The organism is Actinomadura sp. 7K507, from assembly GCF_004348425.1.
In the GTDB taxonomy this organism is placed as follows: domain Bacteria; phylum Actinomycetota; class Actinomycetes; order Streptosporangiales; family Streptosporangiaceae; genus Spirillospora.
This window is the reverse complement of sequence record NZ_SMKK01000060.1, coordinates 24,813-42,998: the sequence shown is the minus strand read 5'-3', so window position 1 is coordinate 42,998 and position 18,186 is coordinate 24,813. Positions and strand designations below refer to the sequence as shown.

At 69.9% G+C, this 18,186-nt stretch carries 16 protein-coding genes; 13 read left to right on the top strand and 3 right to left on the bottom strand.

What is annotated here, in order from left to right; genetic code table 11:
- Nucleotides 1-131: 131 nt before the first annotated feature.
- The 3 genes from E1285_RS15960 (at nucleotide 132) to E1285_RS15950 (ending at nucleotide 3,232) form a co-directional block, all read left to right on the top strand.
- The gene (locus E1285_RS15960) at nucleotides 132-599 is read left to right on the top strand and encodes a DUF3017 domain-containing protein (RefSeq protein WP_132152712.1); all 468 of its coding nucleotides are present in this window, start codon (nucleotides 132-134) and stop codon (nucleotides 597-599) included.
- Nucleotides 600-773: 174 nt separating this feature from the next.
- Nucleotides 774-1,991, top strand: coding sequence for an NADP-dependent isocitrate dehydrogenase (locus E1285_RS15955; RefSeq protein WP_132152710.1), 1,218 nt, complete (start codon nucleotides 774-776; stop codon nucleotides 1,989-1,991).
- A gap of 251 nt (nucleotides 1,992-2,242) precedes the next feature.
- Nucleotides 2,243-3,232 (top strand): malate dehydrogenase, encoded by a 990-nt coding sequence (locus tag E1285_RS15950; RefSeq protein ID WP_132152708.1) that lies wholly within the window; start codon nucleotides 2,243-2,245, stop codon nucleotides 3,230-3,232.
- A 160-nt stretch (nucleotides 3,233-3,392) separates the two neighbouring features.
- Here E1285_RS15950 and E1285_RS15945 read toward each other — a convergent pair whose 3' ends face one another.
- The 3 genes from E1285_RS15945 to E1285_RS15935 all read right to left on the bottom strand — a co-directional run bounded on the left by E1285_RS15945 (nucleotide 3,393) and on the right by E1285_RS15935 (nucleotide 5,572).
- Nucleotides 3,393-4,241: an alpha/beta hydrolase gene (locus E1285_RS15945; RefSeq protein WP_132152706.1), complete on the bottom strand. Its 849-nt coding sequence runs from the start codon at nucleotides 4,239-4,241 to the stop codon at nucleotides 3,393-3,395.
- Complete coding sequence (locus E1285_RS15940; protein ID WP_132152704.1) at nucleotides 4,228-4,725, bottom strand: hypothetical protein; 498 nt, start codon at nucleotides 4,723-4,725, stop codon at nucleotides 4,228-4,230. Before E1285_RS15940 ends, E1285_RS15945 begins: the two co-directional genes overlap by 14 nt.
- A gap of 88 nt (nucleotides 4,726-4,813) precedes the next feature.
- Complete coding sequence (locus tag E1285_RS15935; protein WP_132152701.1) at nucleotides 4,814-5,572, bottom strand: TetR/AcrR family transcriptional regulator C-terminal domain-containing protein; 759 nt, start codon at nucleotides 5,570-5,572, stop codon at nucleotides 4,814-4,816.
- 97 nt (nucleotides 5,573-5,669) lie between these two features.
- Here E1285_RS15935 and E1285_RS15930 point away from each other — a divergent pair, with 97 nt between their 5' ends.
- From E1285_RS15930 to E1285_RS15885, 10 genes are all read left to right on the top strand, one after another.
- Entirely contained in the window at nucleotides 5,670-6,548 is an 879-nt protein-coding gene (locus E1285_RS15930; RefSeq protein WP_132152699.1) for an ATP-binding cassette domain-containing protein, read from the top strand.
- Entirely contained in the window at nucleotides 6,545-7,387 is an 843-nt protein-coding gene (locus tag E1285_RS15925) for an ABC transporter permease (protein ID WP_132152697.1), read from the top strand. The genes E1285_RS15930 and E1285_RS15925 overlap by 4 nt, the downstream gene beginning before the upstream one ends.
- A 133-nt stretch (nucleotides 7,388-7,520) precedes the next feature.
- Complete coding sequence (locus E1285_RS15920) at nucleotides 7,521-8,720, top strand: acetyl-CoA C-acyltransferase (RefSeq protein ID WP_132152695.1); 1,200 nt, start codon at nucleotides 7,521-7,523, stop codon at nucleotides 8,718-8,720.
- A gap of 242 nt (nucleotides 8,721-8,962) precedes the next feature.
- Nucleotides 8,963-10,342 (top strand): 4-hydroxyphenylacetate 3-hydroxylase N-terminal domain-containing protein, encoded by a 1,380-nt coding sequence (locus E1285_RS15915; RefSeq protein ID WP_132152693.1) that lies wholly within the window; start codon nucleotides 8,963-8,965, stop codon nucleotides 10,340-10,342.
- A gap of 183 nt (nucleotides 10,343-10,525) precedes the next feature.
- Nucleotides 10,526-12,547 (top strand): ABC transporter permease, encoded by a 2,022-nt coding sequence (locus tag E1285_RS15910; protein ID WP_132152691.1) that lies wholly within the window; start codon nucleotides 10,526-10,528, stop codon nucleotides 12,545-12,547.
- 151 nt (nucleotides 12,548-12,698) lie between these two features.
- A complete protein-coding gene (locus E1285_RS15905; protein ID WP_207946613.1) occupies nucleotides 12,699-13,439 on the top strand; it encodes an ABC transporter ATP-binding protein in 741 nt (246 codons plus the stop codon).
- Nucleotides 13,432-14,172 (top strand): ABC transporter ATP-binding protein, encoded by a 741-nt coding sequence (locus E1285_RS15900; protein ID WP_132152687.1) that lies wholly within the window; start codon nucleotides 13,432-13,434, stop codon nucleotides 14,170-14,172. Before E1285_RS15905 ends, E1285_RS15900 begins: the two co-directional genes overlap by 8 nt.
- 13 nt (nucleotides 14,173-14,185) lie before the next feature.
- Nucleotides 14,186-15,061, top strand: a complete 876-nt coding sequence (locus tag E1285_RS15895; RefSeq protein ID WP_132152685.1) for an alpha/beta hydrolase — start codon at nucleotides 14,186-14,188, stop codon at nucleotides 15,059-15,061.
- A 2-nt stretch (nucleotides 15,062-15,063) separates the two neighbouring features.
- The gene (locus E1285_RS15890) at nucleotides 15,064-16,605 is read left to right on the top strand and encodes an AMP-binding protein (protein ID WP_132152683.1); all 1,542 of its coding nucleotides are present in this window, start codon (nucleotides 15,064-15,066) and stop codon (nucleotides 16,603-16,605) included.
- Between the two features lie 136 nt (nucleotides 16,606-16,741).
- Nucleotides 16,742-17,968 (top strand): ABC transporter substrate-binding protein, encoded by a 1,227-nt coding sequence (locus E1285_RS15885; RefSeq protein WP_132152681.1) that lies wholly within the window; start codon nucleotides 16,742-16,744, stop codon nucleotides 17,966-17,968.
- Nucleotides 17,969-18,186 lie beyond the last annotated feature (218 nt).

Below are 18,186 nucleotides of genomic sequence, written 5' to 3'. Positions count from 1 at the left end.
CCGCCCGACAACCCGGACACCCCCGGACCTGCGGACGGCCCCCACGAGGGGCCCCGGCGGGCGATCGGCGATGTCGTGCCGGGATCGGAATGCCTATACCGTGGAATGTCGAGCGGGGCTGGAGGACGGTCATGAGCACCGAGGTGCAGCGGCGGCGGCGTAGGACGCCGCGGCGCAGGGGGGCCGCGCCGCACTGGCTCGCGCAGCTGCCCTACCTGATCGTGCTCAGCGGCGTCGGCGCCGGCCTCACGCTCTGCGCCTTCAACTACTTCCGCAAGGGCTCCGGCCTGATCGCGGCCGCGCTGCTCATCGGCGCGCTCGCGCGGCTCCTGCTGCCGGAGTCCCAGCTCGGCCCGCTCGCCGTCCGCAGCAGGTCCATCGACTGCTGGACGCTCGTGATCCTGGGCGAGATGGTCGCGTTCGTGTCGCTCAGCATCCCGCCGATGCACAAGACCGGCCTCCTCCTCGCGGGCGCCTTCGGGGTGCTGATCCTGCTCGTCCTGCTGGCGCGCGGTGTGAAGCTGCTCATCGGCAAACGCCGGGACGGTCCGCCGGGCCGGCACGTCGTCCCAGGTGAAGGCGGCCCCGGACATCCTTAACGGCCGGGTCAGGTCTAGACCTTCCGGGCGCCTCGGCTAGCCTTGCCAGTTGAGCCTTACAAGGACCGAGTCCCTTCAATCCAGGGGTGTACCGGCGGCCCGACACCGCCACCCCCCACCGAGGATGACGAGGGCCTCACCGCTGGCCAGGTGTAGGAAAGGGACAGCCACAGCATGCCCAAGATCAAAGTAGCGGGCCCGGTCGTCGAACTCGACGGCGACGAAATGACGCGGATCATCTGGAAATTCATCAAGGACCAGCTGATCCTGCCTTACCTCGATGTCGATCTGAAGTACTACGACCTGGGAATGGAACACCGTGACGCCACGGACGACCAGGTCACGGTCGACGCCGCGAACGCCATTCGCGAGCACGGCGTCGGCGTCAAGTGCGCGACCATCACCCCCGACGAGGCGCGCGTCGAGGAGTTCGGCCTGAAGAAGATGTGGCGGTCCCCGAACGGGACGATCCGCAACATCCTGGGCGGCGTGGTGTTCCGTGAGCCGATCATCTGCTCCAACATCCCCCGGCTCGTCCCCGGCTGGACCAAGCCGATCATCATCGGCCGCCACGCGCACGGCGACCAGTACAAGGCCACCGACTTCGTGGTTCCGGGCCCCGGCAAGGTGACGATCACCTACACCCCGGCGGACGACTCCGAGCCGATGGAGTTCGAGATCGCCGACTTCCCCGGCGGCGGCGTCGCCATGGGCATGTACAACTACGACGACTCGATCCGCGACTTCGCGCGGGCGACCATGCGGTACGCGCTGGAGCGCGGGATGCCGCTGTACATGTCGACGAAGAACACGATCCTCAAGGCCTACGACGGCCGGTTCAAGGACCTCTTCCAGGAGATCTACGAGGCCGAGTTCAAGGCCGAGTTCGAGTCCAAGGGCCTGGAGTACGAGCACCGCCTCATCGACGACATGGTCGCGGCGGCGCTGAAGTGGGAGGGCGGGTTCGTCTGGGCCGCCAAGAACTACGACGGCGACGTCCAGTCCGACACCCTCGCGCAGGGCTTCGGCTCCCTCGGCCTCATGACCTCCGTCCTCATGACCCCCGACGGCAAGACCGTCGAGGCCGAGGCCGCGCACGGCACGGTGACCCGGCACTACCGGCAGCACCAGCAGGGCAAGCCGACGTCGACCAACCCCATCGCGTCGATCTTCGCCTGGACCCGTGGCCTGGAGCACCGAGGCAAGCTCGACAACCAGCCCGAGGTCAGCGACTTCGCGCGGAAGATCGAGCAGGTCTGCATCGAGACCGTCGAATCCGGCCAGATGACCAAGGACCTGGCCCTCCTGGTCGGCCGCGACACTCCGTTCTTGACGACGCAGGAGTTCCTGGAGGCACTCGACACCAACCTCCAGAAGAAGATCAACGGCTGAACCGAGCCGTGACTTGGAGGCCGTCCCGGTTCGTCCGGGGCGGCCTTCCGCTTGTCCGAGGGAAGATCGTCATGCCGGGTGGTGCACCTGGCGGGAGGCGGGCAGGCGGCGCGCGATAGCCTGAACCAGGCAGATATCTCGACGGCGAGAGACCCACGTGCAGTGTCGGGCGCACGGGCGGGGCTCTCGGGCGGTCGGGTTCGAAGGGAAGGCCGCCTGAGCCCCGTCAGGTCACAGCAGGAGAAGGACGCATGACTCGCACCCCAGTCACCGTTACCGTTACCGGCGCGGCGGGCCAGATCGGCTACGCGCTGCTGTTCCGCATCGCGTCCGGGCACCTCCTCGGCGCGGACGTACCCGTACGCCTGCGGCTGCTGGAGATTCCGCCGGCGGTGAAGGCCGCCGAAGGCACCGCGATGGAACTGGACGACTGCGCGTTCCCGCTGCTGTCCGGCATCGACATCTTCGACGACGCGACCAAGGCGTTCCAGGGCACCAACGTGGCGATGCTCGTCGGGGCACGCCCCCGGACGAAGGGCATGGAGCGCGGCGACCTGCTGGAGGCCAACGGCGGCATCTTCAAGCCGCAGGGCGAGGCGATCAACGCGGGCGCGGCCGACGACGTCAAGGTCCTGGTGGTCGGCAACCCGGCCAACACCAACGCCCTCATCGCCCAGCAGCACGCCCCGGACGTCCCGTCCGAGCGTTTCACCGCGATGACCCGCCTCGACCACAACCGCGCGCTCGCGCAGCTGTCGAAGAAGGCGGGCGTCTCGGTCGCCGACATCCGCAGGCTGGCGATCTGGGGCAACCACTCCGCCACCCAGTACCCGGACATCTTCCACGCCGAGATCGCCGGCAAGAACGCCGCCGAGACGGTGAACGACCAGACCTGGCTGGAGAACGACTTCATCCCGACCGTCGCCAAGCGCGGCGCGGCGATCATCGAAGCCCGCGGCGCGTCCTCGGCGGCGTCGGCCGCGTCCGCCGCGATCGACCACGTCCACACCTGGGTGAACGGCACCGCCGACGGCGACTGGACGTCCATGGCGGTCGTGTCGGACGGCTCGTACGGCGTGCCCGAGGGCCTGATCTCGTCCTTCCCGGTCACCACGAAGAACGGCAAGTGGGAGATCGTCCAGGGCCTGGACGTCAACGACTTCTCCCGCTCCCGCATCGACGGCTCGGTGAACGAGCTGTCCGAGGAGCGCGACGCCGTCCGCAAGCTCGGCCTGATCTGACGAACGACCGCATCGAGCCCCGGTCCCGCACGGCACCGGGGCTCGTTCGCGTCGTGCTTCTCGATCAGGGTTCGCGCGCGAGGCCGCACGCGGCGTCCACTTTGACCATGCCGGAGCCCTCACCCGAAGCGCATCGGCCCGGCCCTCGGGGACGGCTGGCTCAGTTTCGCGCGTGGGGTGCCGCGTGGCTCAGGATGGCCTGGGCTATCCGGTCTGGTAGTTCGGCGACCATGTTGTGGCCGGCGGGTAGTTCGAGGACGCGTAGGTGTGGCCGGTCGGCGGTGAGGGGGAGCAGGTCGCGGCGGATTCCCGCGCGCAGGGCGGGCATCAGGTCGCCTGTGCGGCCGGGCAGGCCGGGCATGTTCTCGGTGGCCAGGACGAACAGGGCGGGGCAGCGGATGCCGGGCACCGCCGCGATGCTGTCCTGGAAGTGCGGGTCGTATCTGATCTGCCGGGCGAGTGCGGCGTCCGGCCGTACGTGGACGCCCGCATCGGTGGTGCGCAGCGACCGCTGGGGGAGCATCGCGATGTGCGCCTCGGGGAGCGGGTGGGCCATCGCGTCGGCCTGGGCGTCGAAGACGGCCTTCAGTTCGGCCAGGAGTTCGGTCAGTTCCTCCTGCGCGATGCCCGCGTAATGCTCGGGTGCGGTCTCGGCCGAGCGCAGGCCGTCGAGGTTGACGATTCCGGGGCCGTCCGGGTGGCGCAGTGCCCACCTGACCGCGACCATGCCGCCGATGGAGTGGCCCACCAGCATGGGAGGGTCCAGGTCGAGATGGTCGATGACCGCCTGTAGGTCGTCCAGGACCGCGTCCCACTCCCACGGGCCGTCGCCGGACAGTCCGTGGCCGCGCAGGTCCATGGCGACGACCCGGTGCTCGCCGGTCAGCAGCGGCGCGACCGCGTCCCAGTGCAGGAGGGTGCCGCCCAGGCCGTGGAGCAGCAGCACCGGGGACCCGGATCCGCCGTGGTCGCGGACCGCCAGCCGGACGGGGCGATCATCGATGGTCATGTCGCGTGGGGACACGGATGTTCTCCTGGGGACGGTTGAGCCGGTCGCGGATCGAGGACGTGGTGACGCCGCCGTCGGGGTGCCTGCCGAGCTTGCCGCGCTTGACCAGGTCGTGGACGCCCTGCCGGGTGATGCCGAGCATCGCCCCGGCGGTGGCGTGCGGGACGGCCGCCGCGGCGGGGTGGCCTGCCGTGCGCACCACGGCGCGTCCCAGTGCGGTACGCCACCAGGAGGCCGGCGGGTCGAAGGGCGCGTCGCCGGGGAACAGCACCCCGATGAGCCGGGCCGCGGTCAGCGTGGCCAGTTCCCGGTCGGCGCCGAGCAGTTGCGCGGCCCAGACTTCGGCCTCCACGCGCAGCCGCGCCCTGATCGGGCCGAGGAGTTCTCCGGACGCCAGAAGGATCTCCAGCGGGTTGAGGACCCGCGTCTCCAGCACTTGGACCAGCTCGTTCACCAGCTCGACGTGATCACCCGTGGTCGTCACTTGACGGATGTTAGCAAGTACTTGCGCTTCAATGTCAAGTAGTGGCTCGCCGGAGGCCTGTACGAGCGGTGCCCGCGGCGTGGCGTCGTCAGGTCGAGTGGCGGCGCCGTTCGAGGGATTCGAGGCCGGCGATCAGTAGGTCGAGACCGAACTCGTACTCGGCGTCCACGCCTTCCGCCTCGGCTGCCTGCTCTTCGCCGACGACGTACCCCCCCGCCGCCATGATCGGGGCGAGGTGGGGGAAGTGGTCGGCGGTGATGACCTCGCGCAGCGCCTCCCCGCCTTGCGGGGTGATGGCGGGCGTGCCTTCTGCGGCGAGGGACTGCTCAAGCTCCACCATGGAGCTGACGTGCTGGGAGATGAGCAGGATGGCGGCGACCTTGTCGCCGTCGGCGAGGTCGAGACCCGCCAATGCCGCGAGGCCCATGTCGGCGGCGCGGACCGAGGCGGGCATCAGGACCGACAGCTGCCCACGGGGGGTCTCCAGCACCCACGGGTGGGCGCGGTAGGCGTCGCGGACCAGTCCCGCCCACGTCCTCAGTGCCTCGCGCCAGTCGTCGGGCAGTTCGACCGTCTCCGTGGAGGTCACCGCGGCGTCCTGCATGAGGCGCACGAGGTCGTCCTTGCTGGAGACGTACCGGTAGAGCGACATGGTGGTGAAGCCCAGCGACTTCGCCACCGCCTGCATGGTCACGGCACCGAGGCCCTCGGTGTCGGCGATCTCGATGGCGGCGGCGACGATCCGCGCATGGGTCAGCCCGCGGGCCGGCCCGCGCTGCGGGGCTTCCTGCATGCCCCAGGCGATCGCGAGGGCTTGCGGTAGGCCGGTCCCGGTCGTGTCTGCCATGTGCTCGATGTTCTCACTCGTGATGGATCCGCGTGGGCGCTTGCTGTGTGTCTCACACACTGTTTATAGCACACACTGTTTATGTCATACTCAGTATATGCGATACACAGACGCGCCTCTGATCGAGCTCGACGGGCTCACCAAGGGCTTCGGGAACAACGAGGTCCTGAAGGGCCTCGACCTGGCCCTCCCGCCGGGCATCCACGCGCTCCTCGGACCCAACGGCGCCGGCAAGACCACGCTGGTCAACATCCTGTCCACGCTGACGCCCTTCGACTCCGGCGCCGCCCGCGTCCTCGGCCTCGACGTCCGCGGGGACAAGAAGAAGATCCAGGGCATGATCTCCCTGACCGGGCAGTACGCCGCCGTCGACGAACGGCTCAGCGGGGTCGAGAACCTCCACATGATGGGACGGCTCTTCGGCCTCTCCCGCCGCGACACCGCCGACCGCACCGCCGACCTGCTCGACCGCTTCGAGCTGACCGCGGCGGCCGGCAAGCGCGTGAGCACCTACTCCGGCGGCATGCGCCGCAAGCTCGACATCGCGGTCAGCCTCATCGCGCGGCCGCGGCTGATCTTCCTCGACGAACCCACCACCGGCCTGGACACCCGCAGCCGCCAGACGCTGTGGGACGAGATCACGGGCCTGGCCCAGACCGGCACCTCGATCTTCCTCACCACCCAGTACCTGGAGGAGGCCGACGTGCTCGCCGACCGGATCCTGGTCCTGAACGACGGGCGCATCGTCGCCGACGGCACCGCCTCCCAGCTCAAGGAGCGCGTGGGCGGCTCGACCATCCAGCTGCACGACGGCCACGGCAACGTCACCGGGGAGATCGCCACCCGGGGCTCGGCCCTGGAGATCTCCCGGCACCTCGCCGCCCTGGCGGCCGAACGACCCGACGTCCAGGTCACGGTCCGCCGTCCCACCCTGGACGAGGTCTTCCTCCAGCTCACCGGAAAGAAGGCAGCATGACCGCCACCTCCACGACCGTGACCGCCGTGCCGTCGCCCGCCCCGGCCGGCGGCGCCGGTTTCCTCGTCGGCCTGCGCGTCTTCACCGTCCGCAGCCTCAAGCACTCCTTCCGCGACGGCGAGTCGCTGCTGATGGCGGTGCTCCTGCCCGTCATGCTCATGCTGATCTTCACCTACGTCCTCGGCGGCGCCATGAACGTCGGCCAGGGCGAGGACGCGGCCGGGGCGCGGGAGGCCTATCTGGCGTTCGTCCTGCCGGCCATCGCCCTGATCGCGGCGGGGTTCGGCGCCTCCTACACCTCCGTCGTGGTCAGCAACGACATGACCACCGGGTTCATGAACCGGCTGCGCACGATGCCGTTCCCCTCCGTGACCGTGCTGCTGGGGCACACCGCGTCGTCGATGGTGCGCAACCTGCTGGCCACCGCCGTGGTCCTCCTCGTGGGCTTCGCGGTCGGTTTCCGCACCGACGCGAACGTCCTGCAGTTCCTCGGCGCGGTCGGGATCATCGCGCTGTGGATCCTGGTGATCACATGCGTCTTCGCCATGCTCGGGATGGTGGCGGGGTCGGCCGAGGCCGCCAACGGCTACGGCTTCATCCTGCTCTTCCTGCCCTACATTTCGAGCGGCTTCGCGCGGGTGGAGACGATGCCCGGCTGGCTGCAGCCCATCGCCCAGCACCAGCCGATGACGCCCATCATCGACAGTTCGCGCGCCTTGCTGAACGGTCAGTCGCCGGGTTCCGAGCTGTGGGTCGGCCTGCTCTGGTGCGCCGGGCTCATCGTCCTGGCCGTCTGGCTGACCGCGGTGATCTTCCCCCGGAAGGTCGCCCGCGCCTGAGCACCGATCGCATCCCGTGTCCGGGAAGGGCATGGAGTGCGGGGCGAGTTCCGGCCCCTGATGTGACCGTTGACACGTCTTCGAATCCGAATTTATTGTGAGGACGACGTCAATTTCAAGTCAGGGAGCGTTCATGTCCAAGTCCGCGGTCATCGTCGACGCCGTCCGCACACCGGGCGGCAGACGCAACGGGTCCCTGGGCGGGTGGCATGCCGCCGACCTGGCCGGAACCGTCCTGCGGGCGCTGGGAGAGCGGAACGGCCTCGACCCCGCCCTCGTCGACGACGTGGTCATGGGGTGCGTCGGCCAGGTGGGTGACCAGAGCGTCAACGTGGGCCGCTCCGCCGTGCTCGCCGCCGGGTGGCCCGAGAGCGTCCCCGCCACCACGATCGACCGGCAGTGCGGCTCCAGCCAGCAGGCCGCCCACTTCGCCGCCCAGGGCGTGATCGCCGGCGCCTACGACATCGTCGTCGCCGCCGGTGTCGAGGTCATGACGCGGACGCCGATGGGCGCGACCGGCGCCGGCGGCGACCCGTTCGGCCCGCTGGCCAAGGCCCGCTACGCCCACGTCGAGACCTACGGCGCCAGGGGACTGGTCCACCAGGGGCTGAGCGCCGAGCTCATCGCCGACCGCTGGGGCCTCACCCGCGAGGAACTCGACGCCTTCGGCCTGCGCAGCCAGCGGTTCGCCGCGGCGGCGCGCGACGCCGGGCGCTTCGACCGCGAACTGCTCCCCGTCGAGGCCCGGACCTGGGACCCCGAAACCGAAGAGGTGACCCGCACCGGGGCCGACCTCACCGCCGACGAGGGGATCCGCGCGTCGACGGCGGAGAAGCTGGCGGCCCTCAAGCCCGCGTTCCGCCCGGACGGGAAGGTGACCGCCGCCAACAGCTCGCAGATCACCGACGGGGCCTCCGCGGTGCTGATCATGTCCGAGGACACCGCCGGGCGGCTCGGCCTGACGCCGCGGGCCCGCTTCCACACGTTCGCCGTCGCGGGCGACGACCCCATCGCCATGCTCACCGCACCGATCCCCGCCACCCGCAAGGTGCTCGACCGCTCCGGTCTGCGCGCCGGCGACATCGACGTCGTCGAGATCAACGAGGCGTTCGCGTCCGTCGTCCTGGCGTGGCAGAAGGAGACCGGCTTCGACATGGAGAAGGTGAACCCGAACGGCGGTGCGATCGCGCTCGGCCACCCGCTCGGCTCCTCGGGCACCCGGCTGATGGCGACGCTGCTCTGCGAGCTCGAGCGCACGGGCGGACGCTACGGGCTGCAGACCATGTGCGAGGGCGGCGGCATGGCCAACGCGACCATCATCGAGCGGCTCTGACGCACCCCGGGGCGGACGCGGCATGACGCCGCCCGTGGAGCTTTCGCGCTCCCGGACGGGCGGTTCCCGGCACGAATGTGACCCTTGACACTCGGGGAGGCGCATGACAAGGTCACGCACATGACGACGACGTCATATTCAGGCGGATTTCAGTACCGAACCCAGGCGTTCGCCGGGGCATCCCGGCACCGAACGGGAGCCGCGCGGGCGGCGGCCTCGCACCAGGAGGAGGACCCCCCACGATGATGACGGGGAAGCAGTACAAGGACTCGCTCAAGGACGGACGGAAGGTCTACTTCGAGGGACGTCTCGTCGAGGACTTCGACACCGAGCCGGCGCTCGCGGTGCCGATGAACGTGGCGGCAGAGGGGTACGACAAGTACTACTCCGCCGAGCCAGGCGCGTACAACCAGGTCATCACCGCACCCCGGAGCGCGGACGAGCTGCGCAACAAGATTCCCGAACTTCTCGAGATGGACCTGCTCCTCAACGTGACGTACCAGTCGATCATGACGCTGATCGTCGCCTCCGCCCGCATCGAGCCGGCCGTCCCGCAGTACATCCCCCGGATCAACGCCTACATCAAGCGCGCACTCGAAGATGACATCCGCATCACCGAATGCATCACCGACGCCAAGGGCAACCGCAGCCAGGCCCCCGCGAAGCAGGACGACCCCGACGCCTACGTCCGCGTCGTCGAACGCCGCCCCGACGGCGTCGTGGTGCGCGGCGCCAAGCTGCACATCAGCGCCGCGGCACTCGGCCACGACCTCATGGTCATGCCCACCAAGACCATGAAGCCCGGCGAGGAGGACTACGCGATCGCCTGCGCGATCCCCGTGAACGCGCCGGGCGTGCACATCACCAACACCACCTACCACCCGAACGGCGGCGACGGCCGGGACTACCCGGTGAGCTCGAAGAAGAGCGTGCCGGACAGCATGTGCATCTTCGACGACGTCTTCGTCCCCGACGAGAACGTGTTCCTCGACGGCCAGGTCGAGCAGGCCGCGGTCTTCGCCCACTCGCTGGGCCTGTGGGAGCGGCTCGGCGGCACGGCCTTCATGGTCGAGCAGGCCGACGAACTCGTCGGCCTCGCCCAGCTGATCGCCGAGGCGAACGGCACCAGCAGGATCGCCCACATCCGCGAGAAGATCGACGAGATGATCATCCACGCCACCCTGCTGCGGGCCGGCCTGGAAGCGGCGCTCGTGCACGCCCACGCGACGCCCGAGGGGTACTACTACCCCGACGACATGTACACCAACGTCACCAAGTACCAGGGCGCGACGCAGTTCAGCCGCATGGTGCGCAATCTCCACGACATCGCCGGAGGCGCGGTGCTGACCGCCCCCTCGATGTCCGACTTCGACAACGAGACGCTCCGTCCCTTCCTCGAGAAGTACATGTCGACCGGGGACGAGGTCGGCGGCGAGTACCGCACCAAGCTCTTCCACGCCATCCGCGACACGACCGCCGACGCCTACGGCGGCTGGCACCAGGTGACCAACATCCAGTCCGGCGGCGGCCTGTTCGCCCAGCGGCTGGTCACCCGGCGGCAGTACGACATGGATCGTGCCAAGCACCTCGCCTACAAGGCCGCGGGCCTGTCCGGCGGATGATCCGCCCCGCTCCCGGAGCAGGCCGTGCTCCGGGAGCGGCCCCCCTTCCCCAGATCACAGACCTCGCCGGCGAGGCGGCCCCGGACGGCCCGTCGCGCCGGCCGGCCGTCCGCGCCCCACAGGGTCCTCAGCGCGGCGAAACACAGGACGGACACGAACCATGACGGGTGCGAGGAGACGCAGGTGACCACCTATCTGGAGTTCGCGGTGCTCGGGCTCGGGCTCGCCGCTGTCTACATCGGGTTGGCGACGGGTCTGCTGCTCGTCTACCGCGCGACCGGGATCATCAACTTCGCCCAGGGCGCGATGGCGATGTGGGGCGCCTACGTCTTCGCCACGCTCGTCGACGACGGGCTGCTGGTCCTGCCCGTGGGCAGCGTCCAGCTCGGCGACGAGGTGGGCATCCTTCCGGCGCTGCTCATCGGGCTGCTCTGCGCGGCGGTCCTCGGAGTCCTCGTGCACTACCTGGTGTTCCGGCCCGTGCGGAACGCGCCGGTCCTCGCCCAGGTCGTGGTCTCCATCGGGCTCATGATCGGCCTCCAGGCGCTGGCGGTGATCCGGTTCGGGCCGAACAACGTGAAGGTCGAGTCGCTGCTCCCGCGCGAGGAGATCGACGTGCTCGGGGCCTCGCTCTCGGTGCGCGAGATGCTGATGGCCGCCATCATGCTCGTCCTCGCCGCCGGCGTCTGGGGCTACCTGCGGTTCACCTACTCCGGTGCCGCGACCCGCGCGGCGTCGGAGAACGAGCGCGGAGCGGTGCTGATGGGCTTCGACCCCAACCGCCTCGCCCTCGTGGCGATGGTCCTGGGCGCCCTGGTCAGCACGATGGGCGTGCTGCTGGCCAGCACGCTGACCGGCCTCAGCCCGGCGAACTACACCGTGATGATCGTGCCGGCGCTCGCGGTGCTGCTGATCGCCCGGCTCGAGTCCATCGCCCTCGTCGCCGTGGGCGGCGTCGTGCTCGGCGTGTTCCAGTCCGAGCTCAGCCTCATCGCCACGAAGAGCTGGTGGCCGGTGTGGGCGAAGTCGGGCCTGGAGCAGGTCGTCCCGTTCGCCGTCATCATGATCATCCTGTTCGTCCTCGGACGGCGCCTGCCGGCGCGGGGATCGCTGCAGTCGGTGCGCCTCCCGGACGTGACGGTGCCCCGCATCCGCCCCGTCCCCACGCTGATCCTGCTGGGGGCGGCGGTCTTCCTGCTCCTCGCCTTCAACGACACCTACCGGTTCGCCCTCACCACCTCGCTGATCATCGCACTGCTCGCGCTCTCCTACGTCCTGATCACCGGATACCTCGGGCAGATCTCGCTGGCGCAGTCGGCGTTCGCCGGTGCCGCGGGATTCGCCCTGGCCAAGCTGACCGGCTACTGGAACATGCCGTTCCCGCTGGCCATCGTGCTCTGCGCGCTCGCGGCGGCGGCCCTCGGCATGGCGGTGGCCATGCCGGCGTTCCGGATCCGCGGCGTCCAGCTCGCGATCGTGACGATCGCGGCGGCGCTGGCGATCGAGCGGTTCGTGTTCGGCAACTACAGCCTGACGCCCCCGTCCGGGAACCCGATCGCCGACCCGGGGCTGCTCGGCATGAGCTTCGCCGTCCGGGAGGGACGCGACCTCGCGCGGGTCGAGTTCTCGCTGATGGTCCTCGCCGTGGTCGCGCTGGTGATCCTGATGTTCATCCGGGTCGCCCGGGGCGACACCGGGCGGGCGTTCCTGGCCGTCAGGGCGAACGAGCGCGCGGCGGCCTCGGCGGGGATCGACGTCCGGCGCACGAAGCTGATGGGCTTCGGCCTGTCGGCGTTCATCGCCGGCGTGGCCGGATGCCTGCTCGGCTACAGCCAGGGCCAGCTGTCCGCCGAGTCGTTCTCGGTGGTCGTGGGGCTGCAGGTCCTCGCCATGGCGTACCTGGGCGGCATCACCTCGTTCGGCGGCGCGATCGTCGCGGGCATGATCGGCCCCTTGGGGCTCGTCTACACGGCCATGCACCAGTGGTTCGAGATGGGCGACTACTACGCGCTGATCAGCGGTTTCGCGCTGATCCTCACCGCCATCATCAACCCGGCGGGCATCGCCGGAAAAACGAGGGAACAGATCGCCTGGGTCCGGGCCAGGACGGCGGGCCGCCCCGGAGCGGGCGACCCCGGGACAACCGAAGTCGCAGCTCCGCCGCCGGCCGGCGGTGTGCGTGAGGAGGTCGGCCGACATGTCTGAACACGTGCAGCCCGAACACGTGCAATCCGAACACGGGCAGCCCGATCACAGGGAGTCCGAACACAGGGAGTCCGAACACAGGGAGTCCGAACACAGGGAGTCCGATCGCGGGCCATCTGAGCGGGCGGAGTCTGATCGTGCGCCGGGACTCGTGGCCCGCGGGCTGACCGTCCGCTACGGGGGCGTCGTCGCCAACGACGACATCGACCTGCGGGTCCGGCCGGGATCGGTGGTCGGTCTCATCGGCCCCAACGGCGCGGGCAAGACGACCCTGGTCGACGCCGTCACCGGCTTCACCCCGGCCGAGGGCGAGATCACCCTGAACGGGCAGAGCCTCACCGGGATGCCGCCGCACAAGCGGAAGGCCGGGGGCCTCGCCCGCACCTGGCAGTCCGCGGAGCTGTTCGGCAACCTCACCGTCGAGGAGAACCTCCTGGTGTCGGCCCGCAAAGTCGGTTTCGCCTCCCTGGTCCGTGACGTCTTCGGCCGGGCGGGCGCGGGACGGTCGGCCGACCGCGCGCTGGAGACGGTCGGGCTGACCGACGCCCGCGGTTCCCTGGCCCGCGACCTGACCCTCGGCCAGCAGAAGCTGGTCGGCGTCGCCCGCGCCCTCGCCGGACGCTGCGACCTGCTTCTCCTGGACGAGCCCGCCGCGGGCCTGGACAGCAACGAGAGCCGCGAGTTCGGGGCGCGGGTCCGGGAGATCGCGAAATCCGGCCCCGGGGTCCTGCTGATCGACCACGACATGTCGCTCGTGCTGAACGTGTGCGACGTCGTCTACGTCATGGAGTTCGGAAAGGTGATCTTCACGGGCACGCCGGCGGAAGCCCGGGTGGACGCGTCCGTGGCCGCCGCATACCTCGGTTCCCCGATGGAGGAAGCAGATGCCTGATCCCGTGCTCAGCGTCCGGAACCTCACGGCCGGGTACAACGGCGTCCAGGCCGTCCGCGACCTCAACTTCGACGTGGGCGCCGGGGAAGTGGTGGCGCTGCTCGGACCGAACGGCGCGGGCAAGACCACCGCGCTGCTCTCGATCGTGGGGCTCGTACCGCTCATGTCCGGTGAGGTGCTCGCCCTGGGTGAGAAGGTCGAGGTCAAGCGCACCCACCGGCTGGCCAGGCGCGGCGTGATGCTCGTGCCCGACGACCGCGGCGTGTTCTTCGGCCTCAGCGTCCGCGAGCACTTCCGGCTGGCGCATCGGAGGCCCGACAGGGAGCGGCAGCGGGAGGTCCTGGACCGGTTCCCCGCGCTCCGCGACATCCAGGGGCGCCGCGCCGGCCTGCTGTCGGGCGGGGAGCAGCAGATGCTCACGATCGCGAAGGCGATCCTCGCCAAGCCGAAGGTGCTCATGATCGACGAGATGAGCCTGGGGCTGGCACCGAAGATCGTCCAGGAGATGCTGCCCTCGATCCGGGATCTGGCCAGGGACGAGGGGATCGGCCTGGTCCTCGTCGAGCAGCACATCGAGCTGGCGCTCTCGGTCGCCGACCGGGGGATCATTCTCAACCACAGCCGGGTCGTGCTGGACGCCTCCGCGAAGTCGCTGCTCGACCGCCGCGAGGACGTCGAGGCGGCGTACTTCGGTGTCGACGAGTACGGCGCCGGCGCCGTGCTGCCCTCCTGAAGGCGATCCGACCATGCCAGATTCGACCGTGCCGGATTCGACGGAACTCGCCTTCGACCGCGACGGGTCGATCGTCGTCGACGGCGTGCCCGTCGCCTGGGAGCGGTGGTCGCGGCCCGGTGCGCCTTCCGTCGTGCTCGTGCACGGGACGTCCGCCCACACGGCGTGGTGGCACCACACCGCGAACTGGCTCGCCGACGCCTACGACGTCGTCGCCGTGGACCTGTCCGGCCACGGCGGCAGCGGCCGCCGGAGCGAGTACGACCTGGACACGTGGTCGCGAGAGGTCCTGGCGGTCGTCGACGAGGTGTGCGGCGGCACGGCGGCCCTCGTGGGGCACAGCATCGGCGGCCTGGTCACCGGCGGCGCGGCGGCGGCCCGGCCGGACGCGGTCCCGGCGCTGGTCCTCGTAGACTGCGTCGTCTCCGAACCGGGGGAGGACGGACGGCCGCCGGCGGTGCGCGGCGACACGGTGTTCCCGACGGTCGAGGACGCACTGGACCGGTACCGCCTGATGCCGCCCCAGCCGGTACCCGACGTGCGGATCCTGACCTACGTCGCCGAACGGTCGGTGCGGCCGGTCAGCGGCGGATGGGCGTGGAAGTCCGACCCGGCGATCTTCGGGGCGCTGGACACCGGCCGGCTGACGGCGTCGCTCGCGGACGTGCGGTGCCCGACGGCGGTGGTGCGCGGCGAGCTGAGCCAGATCGTCCCGCCGGACGCCGCCGAGGTGCTGGCCGGACTGCTCGGCCGCCCCATCGCCCAGTACGACGTCCCGAACGCCTACCACCACGTGATGATCGATCAGGGCGCGCCTTTCGGCCGGTTGCTGAGGCGGGCGCTCGACGAGTTGCTGACGCCCGTCTCCGCGGACCGAGGTAAGGAGTAGAAGTGGACCTGGACGTTTCGTGGCCCATCGGCAGGATCATCACCGAGTCGGCGAGGCGGCACCGCGACGTGCCTTGCTGGATCTCCGGCGACGGGGAGCAGCGCACGTTCGCCGAGGTCAACAGCCGCGTCAACCGGATCTGCGACGCGCTGGCCGGGCGGGGGATCGGCAAGGGCACCCGGATCGCGCTGCTGGACACCGACTCGTTCGCCTACGCCGAGGTTCTGCTGGCCTGTTTCAAGCTGGGGGCGACGTACGTCCCGGTGAACTTCCGGCTGGCGCGGTTCGAGATCGAGAACATCCTCGGCCAGGCGAAGCCCGAGTTCTTCTTCGTGGGAGCGCGCTACCTGGAACTCGCGCGGAAGGTGGTTCCCGGGCTGCCCCGGGAGTGCGCGCTGCTGTCACTGGACGGCTGCCTGGACGACGACGTGGAGTCCCTGGTGGCCTCCGGCCGTGACGTCGAGCCCGATGTCAGGCTCGCCGACGACGACCTCCTCGGAATCATGTTCACCAGCGGCACCACGGGGCTGCCCAAGGGGGTCATGCAGAACCACGCCATGCTCAAGCGGATGCTGAGCCTCGGCTGGGAGATCTTCGCCAAGCCGCATGACGTGCGGTACACGGCGTCCCCGCTGTTCCACATCGCCGGCTGGGCGCTGGTGTTCGAACAGGTGTCGGTCGGGTGCACGTCCCTCATCGAGCCGCAGTTCGACCCCGAGCTGACGGCGAAGGCGATCGCGGACGGGCTGCTGACCGGCTGCTTCCTCGTCCCGACGATGATCCAGGCGGTGCTCGACGCCGACACCGGCCCCACGGGGAGGGAGCGTCTCGACACCATGCTCTACGGCTCGGCCCCGATGCCGCCGAGCCTGCTGAAGCGGGCGCTGGAGCGGTATCCCGACTGCGGTTTCTGGAACATGTTCGGCGCCGGCACCGAGTCCGGGGTCCAGACCCTGCTGCGCCCCGCGGACCACCGGCGGGCGCTGGCGGGGGAGGAGCACCTGCTGTCGTCGGCGGGCCAGCCGGTGCTCTACGTCGACATGCGGATCCTCGACGACGAGGGCAACGAGGTCCCGGCCGGCGTGGTCGGCAACATCGCCGCGCGGACCGAGTGCGTGATGGCCGGATACCTCGACCTGCCCGGCAAGACCCGGGAGGCCCTGCACGACGGGTGGTTCTGGGGCGGCGACCGCGGCTGGGTCGACGAGGAGGGGTTCCTCTTCCTGGGCGGCCGCAGCCGCGACATGATCGTCCGCGGCGGCGAGAACATCTACGTCTCGGAGATCGAGCTCGTGCTCACCGACGTCCCCGAGGTCGCGGACGCGGCGGTGGTCGGCCGGCCCGACGACAAGTGGGGCGAGGTCGTGGTGGCGTTCGTGGAGTTCCGCGACCGGGCCCCGGCGGTCGAGGCGCTGGAGGAGATGTGCCGGTCCCGGCTCGCCGGCTACAAGGTGCCGGTCGAGTATCACGTCCTTCCGGAGCTTCCCCGGAACCCGACGGGCAAGGTCCGCAAGAGCGAACTGCTGGACAGGCTCACTCCGTGAAGGGCGACTAGGGCGGACTCGAACGGAACCGACCAACGAACAGACATCCCATCGCAATTGACAGTGACATCAACGTCTCAGGCTAGGTCAGGTGAGGGCGGCGCCCGCCGCCTCCGGCAGAAGGCTGGTAGCAGGTATGAAGAAGACGATCGCGGTCGCGGGGGCGGTGGCCATGGCCCTCGCCCTGTCCGCATGCGGCGGGGAATCAGAGGCCACGAGCACCGACGGCGGGCTGACCGGGGAGCCGGTCGTCCTCGGCGTCCAGTCGCTCGACACCGGCCCGGTGGCCTACCCGCAGAACACCCACGGCGCCGAAGCCGCGGAGTGGTACATCAACAACAAGCTGGACGGTATCGGCGGCCGGCCGGTCAAGCTCGACATCTGCTCGGGCGACGGCACCCCGGAGGCCGGCGTCAAGTGCGCCAACGACTTCGTCGCCAACGACGTGTCGGTGGTCTTCGACGCCTATGACGGCACGAGCATGGGCGCGATGACGCCGATCCTCAAGTCGGCCGGCATCCCGATCGTGGGCACCCTCGCGGGCCAGGCCGTCGCCGAGGGCGCGGAGTACCCGACGGCCTTCTACTTCTCCGGGCCGCTGGAGACCAGCGCGCTCGGGATGGTGAAGATCCTCAGCCAGCTCGGCAAGAAGAAGGCCTCGCTCGCCGTGACCGACGCGCCGTCCTCGCACGGCTACGTCGACGACCTGGTCAAGCCGATGGGGCAGAAGCTCGGCGTGCACGTCGACGCCGTCTACGCCAAGGTCGACAACATCAACTTCCAGGTGGTGGCGGCCACCGAGATGTCGTCGAAGCCCGACGTGGCCGGCGTCATTGCGCTGCCGGAGGACGGCTGCACCGGGCTGATCCGGGCGCTGCGGCAGTCCGGCTACGACGGTACGGTCTTCGCCGGCTCGTGCTCGCAGTTCATCGACGAGCTGGGCCCGGACGCGGCGGGCGCGATCGTGCAGCCGCGGCTGTGGGTCCCGGCCTCCCGCGACCACGCGCCGGCCGAGGTCCAGAAGCAGCTCGACGAGTTCGCCGAGGCGATGGAGGAGGTCGACTACAAGGACGAGCAGTCGGCGCGGTCGCTGTACTCCTTCGCCGGGCTCATCAACCTGGCCAAGGTGGTCCAGGGCATCGACGGCGAGATCACCAACAAGTCGGTCTCCACGGCGATGCAGCAGGTCAAGGACTTCCAGACCTACCTGGGGCCGAAGGTGACCTGCGACGGTGAGCAGTGGCCCGGCCGCCCCGGCGCGTGCAGCCACGAGGGCATCTTCTTCGAAGTGCAGGAGGACGGCTCGCTCAAGCCCATCAACGAGGGGGGCTACACCGACCTCGAGCCGGCGGCGGTCAGCTGACCCGGCCCGGCCCGGCACGGTTCCGCGGCACCGGCACGGCTCCGCCGGTGTCGCGAATCGTGTCATTAGTGACGTCACCGTCAAATAGTATGGATGGATCAACTAGGGTGAGCACCGCCCATCGAGGCCCCCCGCCTGCGCAACACTCTTCGAATCTTTGATGTGGCAGTCACAAAGGTGAGATGCTCATCGATGCGCGGTGCGGGGCGTCGTACCAC

Excerpts from the sequence above, each read along its gene's own strand:
- E1285_RS15885 (WP_132152681.1), top strand. The coding sequence starts at position 16,742 with ATGAAGAAGACGATCGCGGTCGCGGGGGCGGTGGCCATGGCCCTCGCC.
- E1285_RS15945 (WP_132152706.1), bottom strand. The coding sequence starts at position 4,241 with ATGACCATCGATGATCGCCCCGTCCGGCTGGCGGTCCGCGACCACGGC.
- E1285_RS15950 (WP_132152708.1), top strand. The coding sequence starts at position 2,243 with ATGACTCGCACCCCAGTCACCGTTACCGTTACCGGCGCGGCGGGCCAG.
- E1285_RS15900 (WP_132152687.1), top strand. The coding sequence starts at position 13,432 with ATGCCTGATCCCGTGCTCAGCGTCCGGAACCTCACGGCCGGGTACAAC.
- E1285_RS15925 (WP_132152697.1), top strand. The coding sequence starts at position 6,545 with ATGACCGCCACCTCCACGACCGTGACCGCCGTGCCGTCGCCCGCCCCG.
- E1285_RS15930 (WP_132152699.1), top strand. The coding sequence starts at position 5,670 with ATGCGATACACAGACGCGCCTCTGATCGAGCTCGACGGGCTCACCAAG.
- E1285_RS15960 (WP_132152712.1), top strand. The coding sequence starts at position 132 with ATGAGCACCGAGGTGCAGCGGCGGCGGCGTAGGACGCCGCGGCGCAGG.
- E1285_RS15915 (WP_132152693.1), top strand. The coding sequence starts at position 8,963 with ATGATGACGGGGAAGCAGTACAAGGACTCGCTCAAGGACGGACGGAAG.
- E1285_RS15955 (WP_132152710.1), top strand. The coding sequence starts at position 774 with ATGCCCAAGATCAAAGTAGCGGGCCCGGTCGTCGAACTCGACGGCGAC.
- E1285_RS15935 (WP_132152701.1), bottom strand. The coding sequence starts at position 5,572 with ATGGCAGACACGACCGGGACCGGCCTACCGCAAGCCCTCGCGATCGCC.
- E1285_RS15895 (WP_132152685.1), top strand. The coding sequence starts at position 14,186 with ATGCCAGATTCGACCGTGCCGGATTCGACGGAACTCGCCTTCGACCGC.
- E1285_RS15920 (WP_132152695.1), top strand. The coding sequence starts at position 7,521 with ATGTCCAAGTCCGCGGTCATCGTCGACGCCGTCCGCACACCGGGCGGC.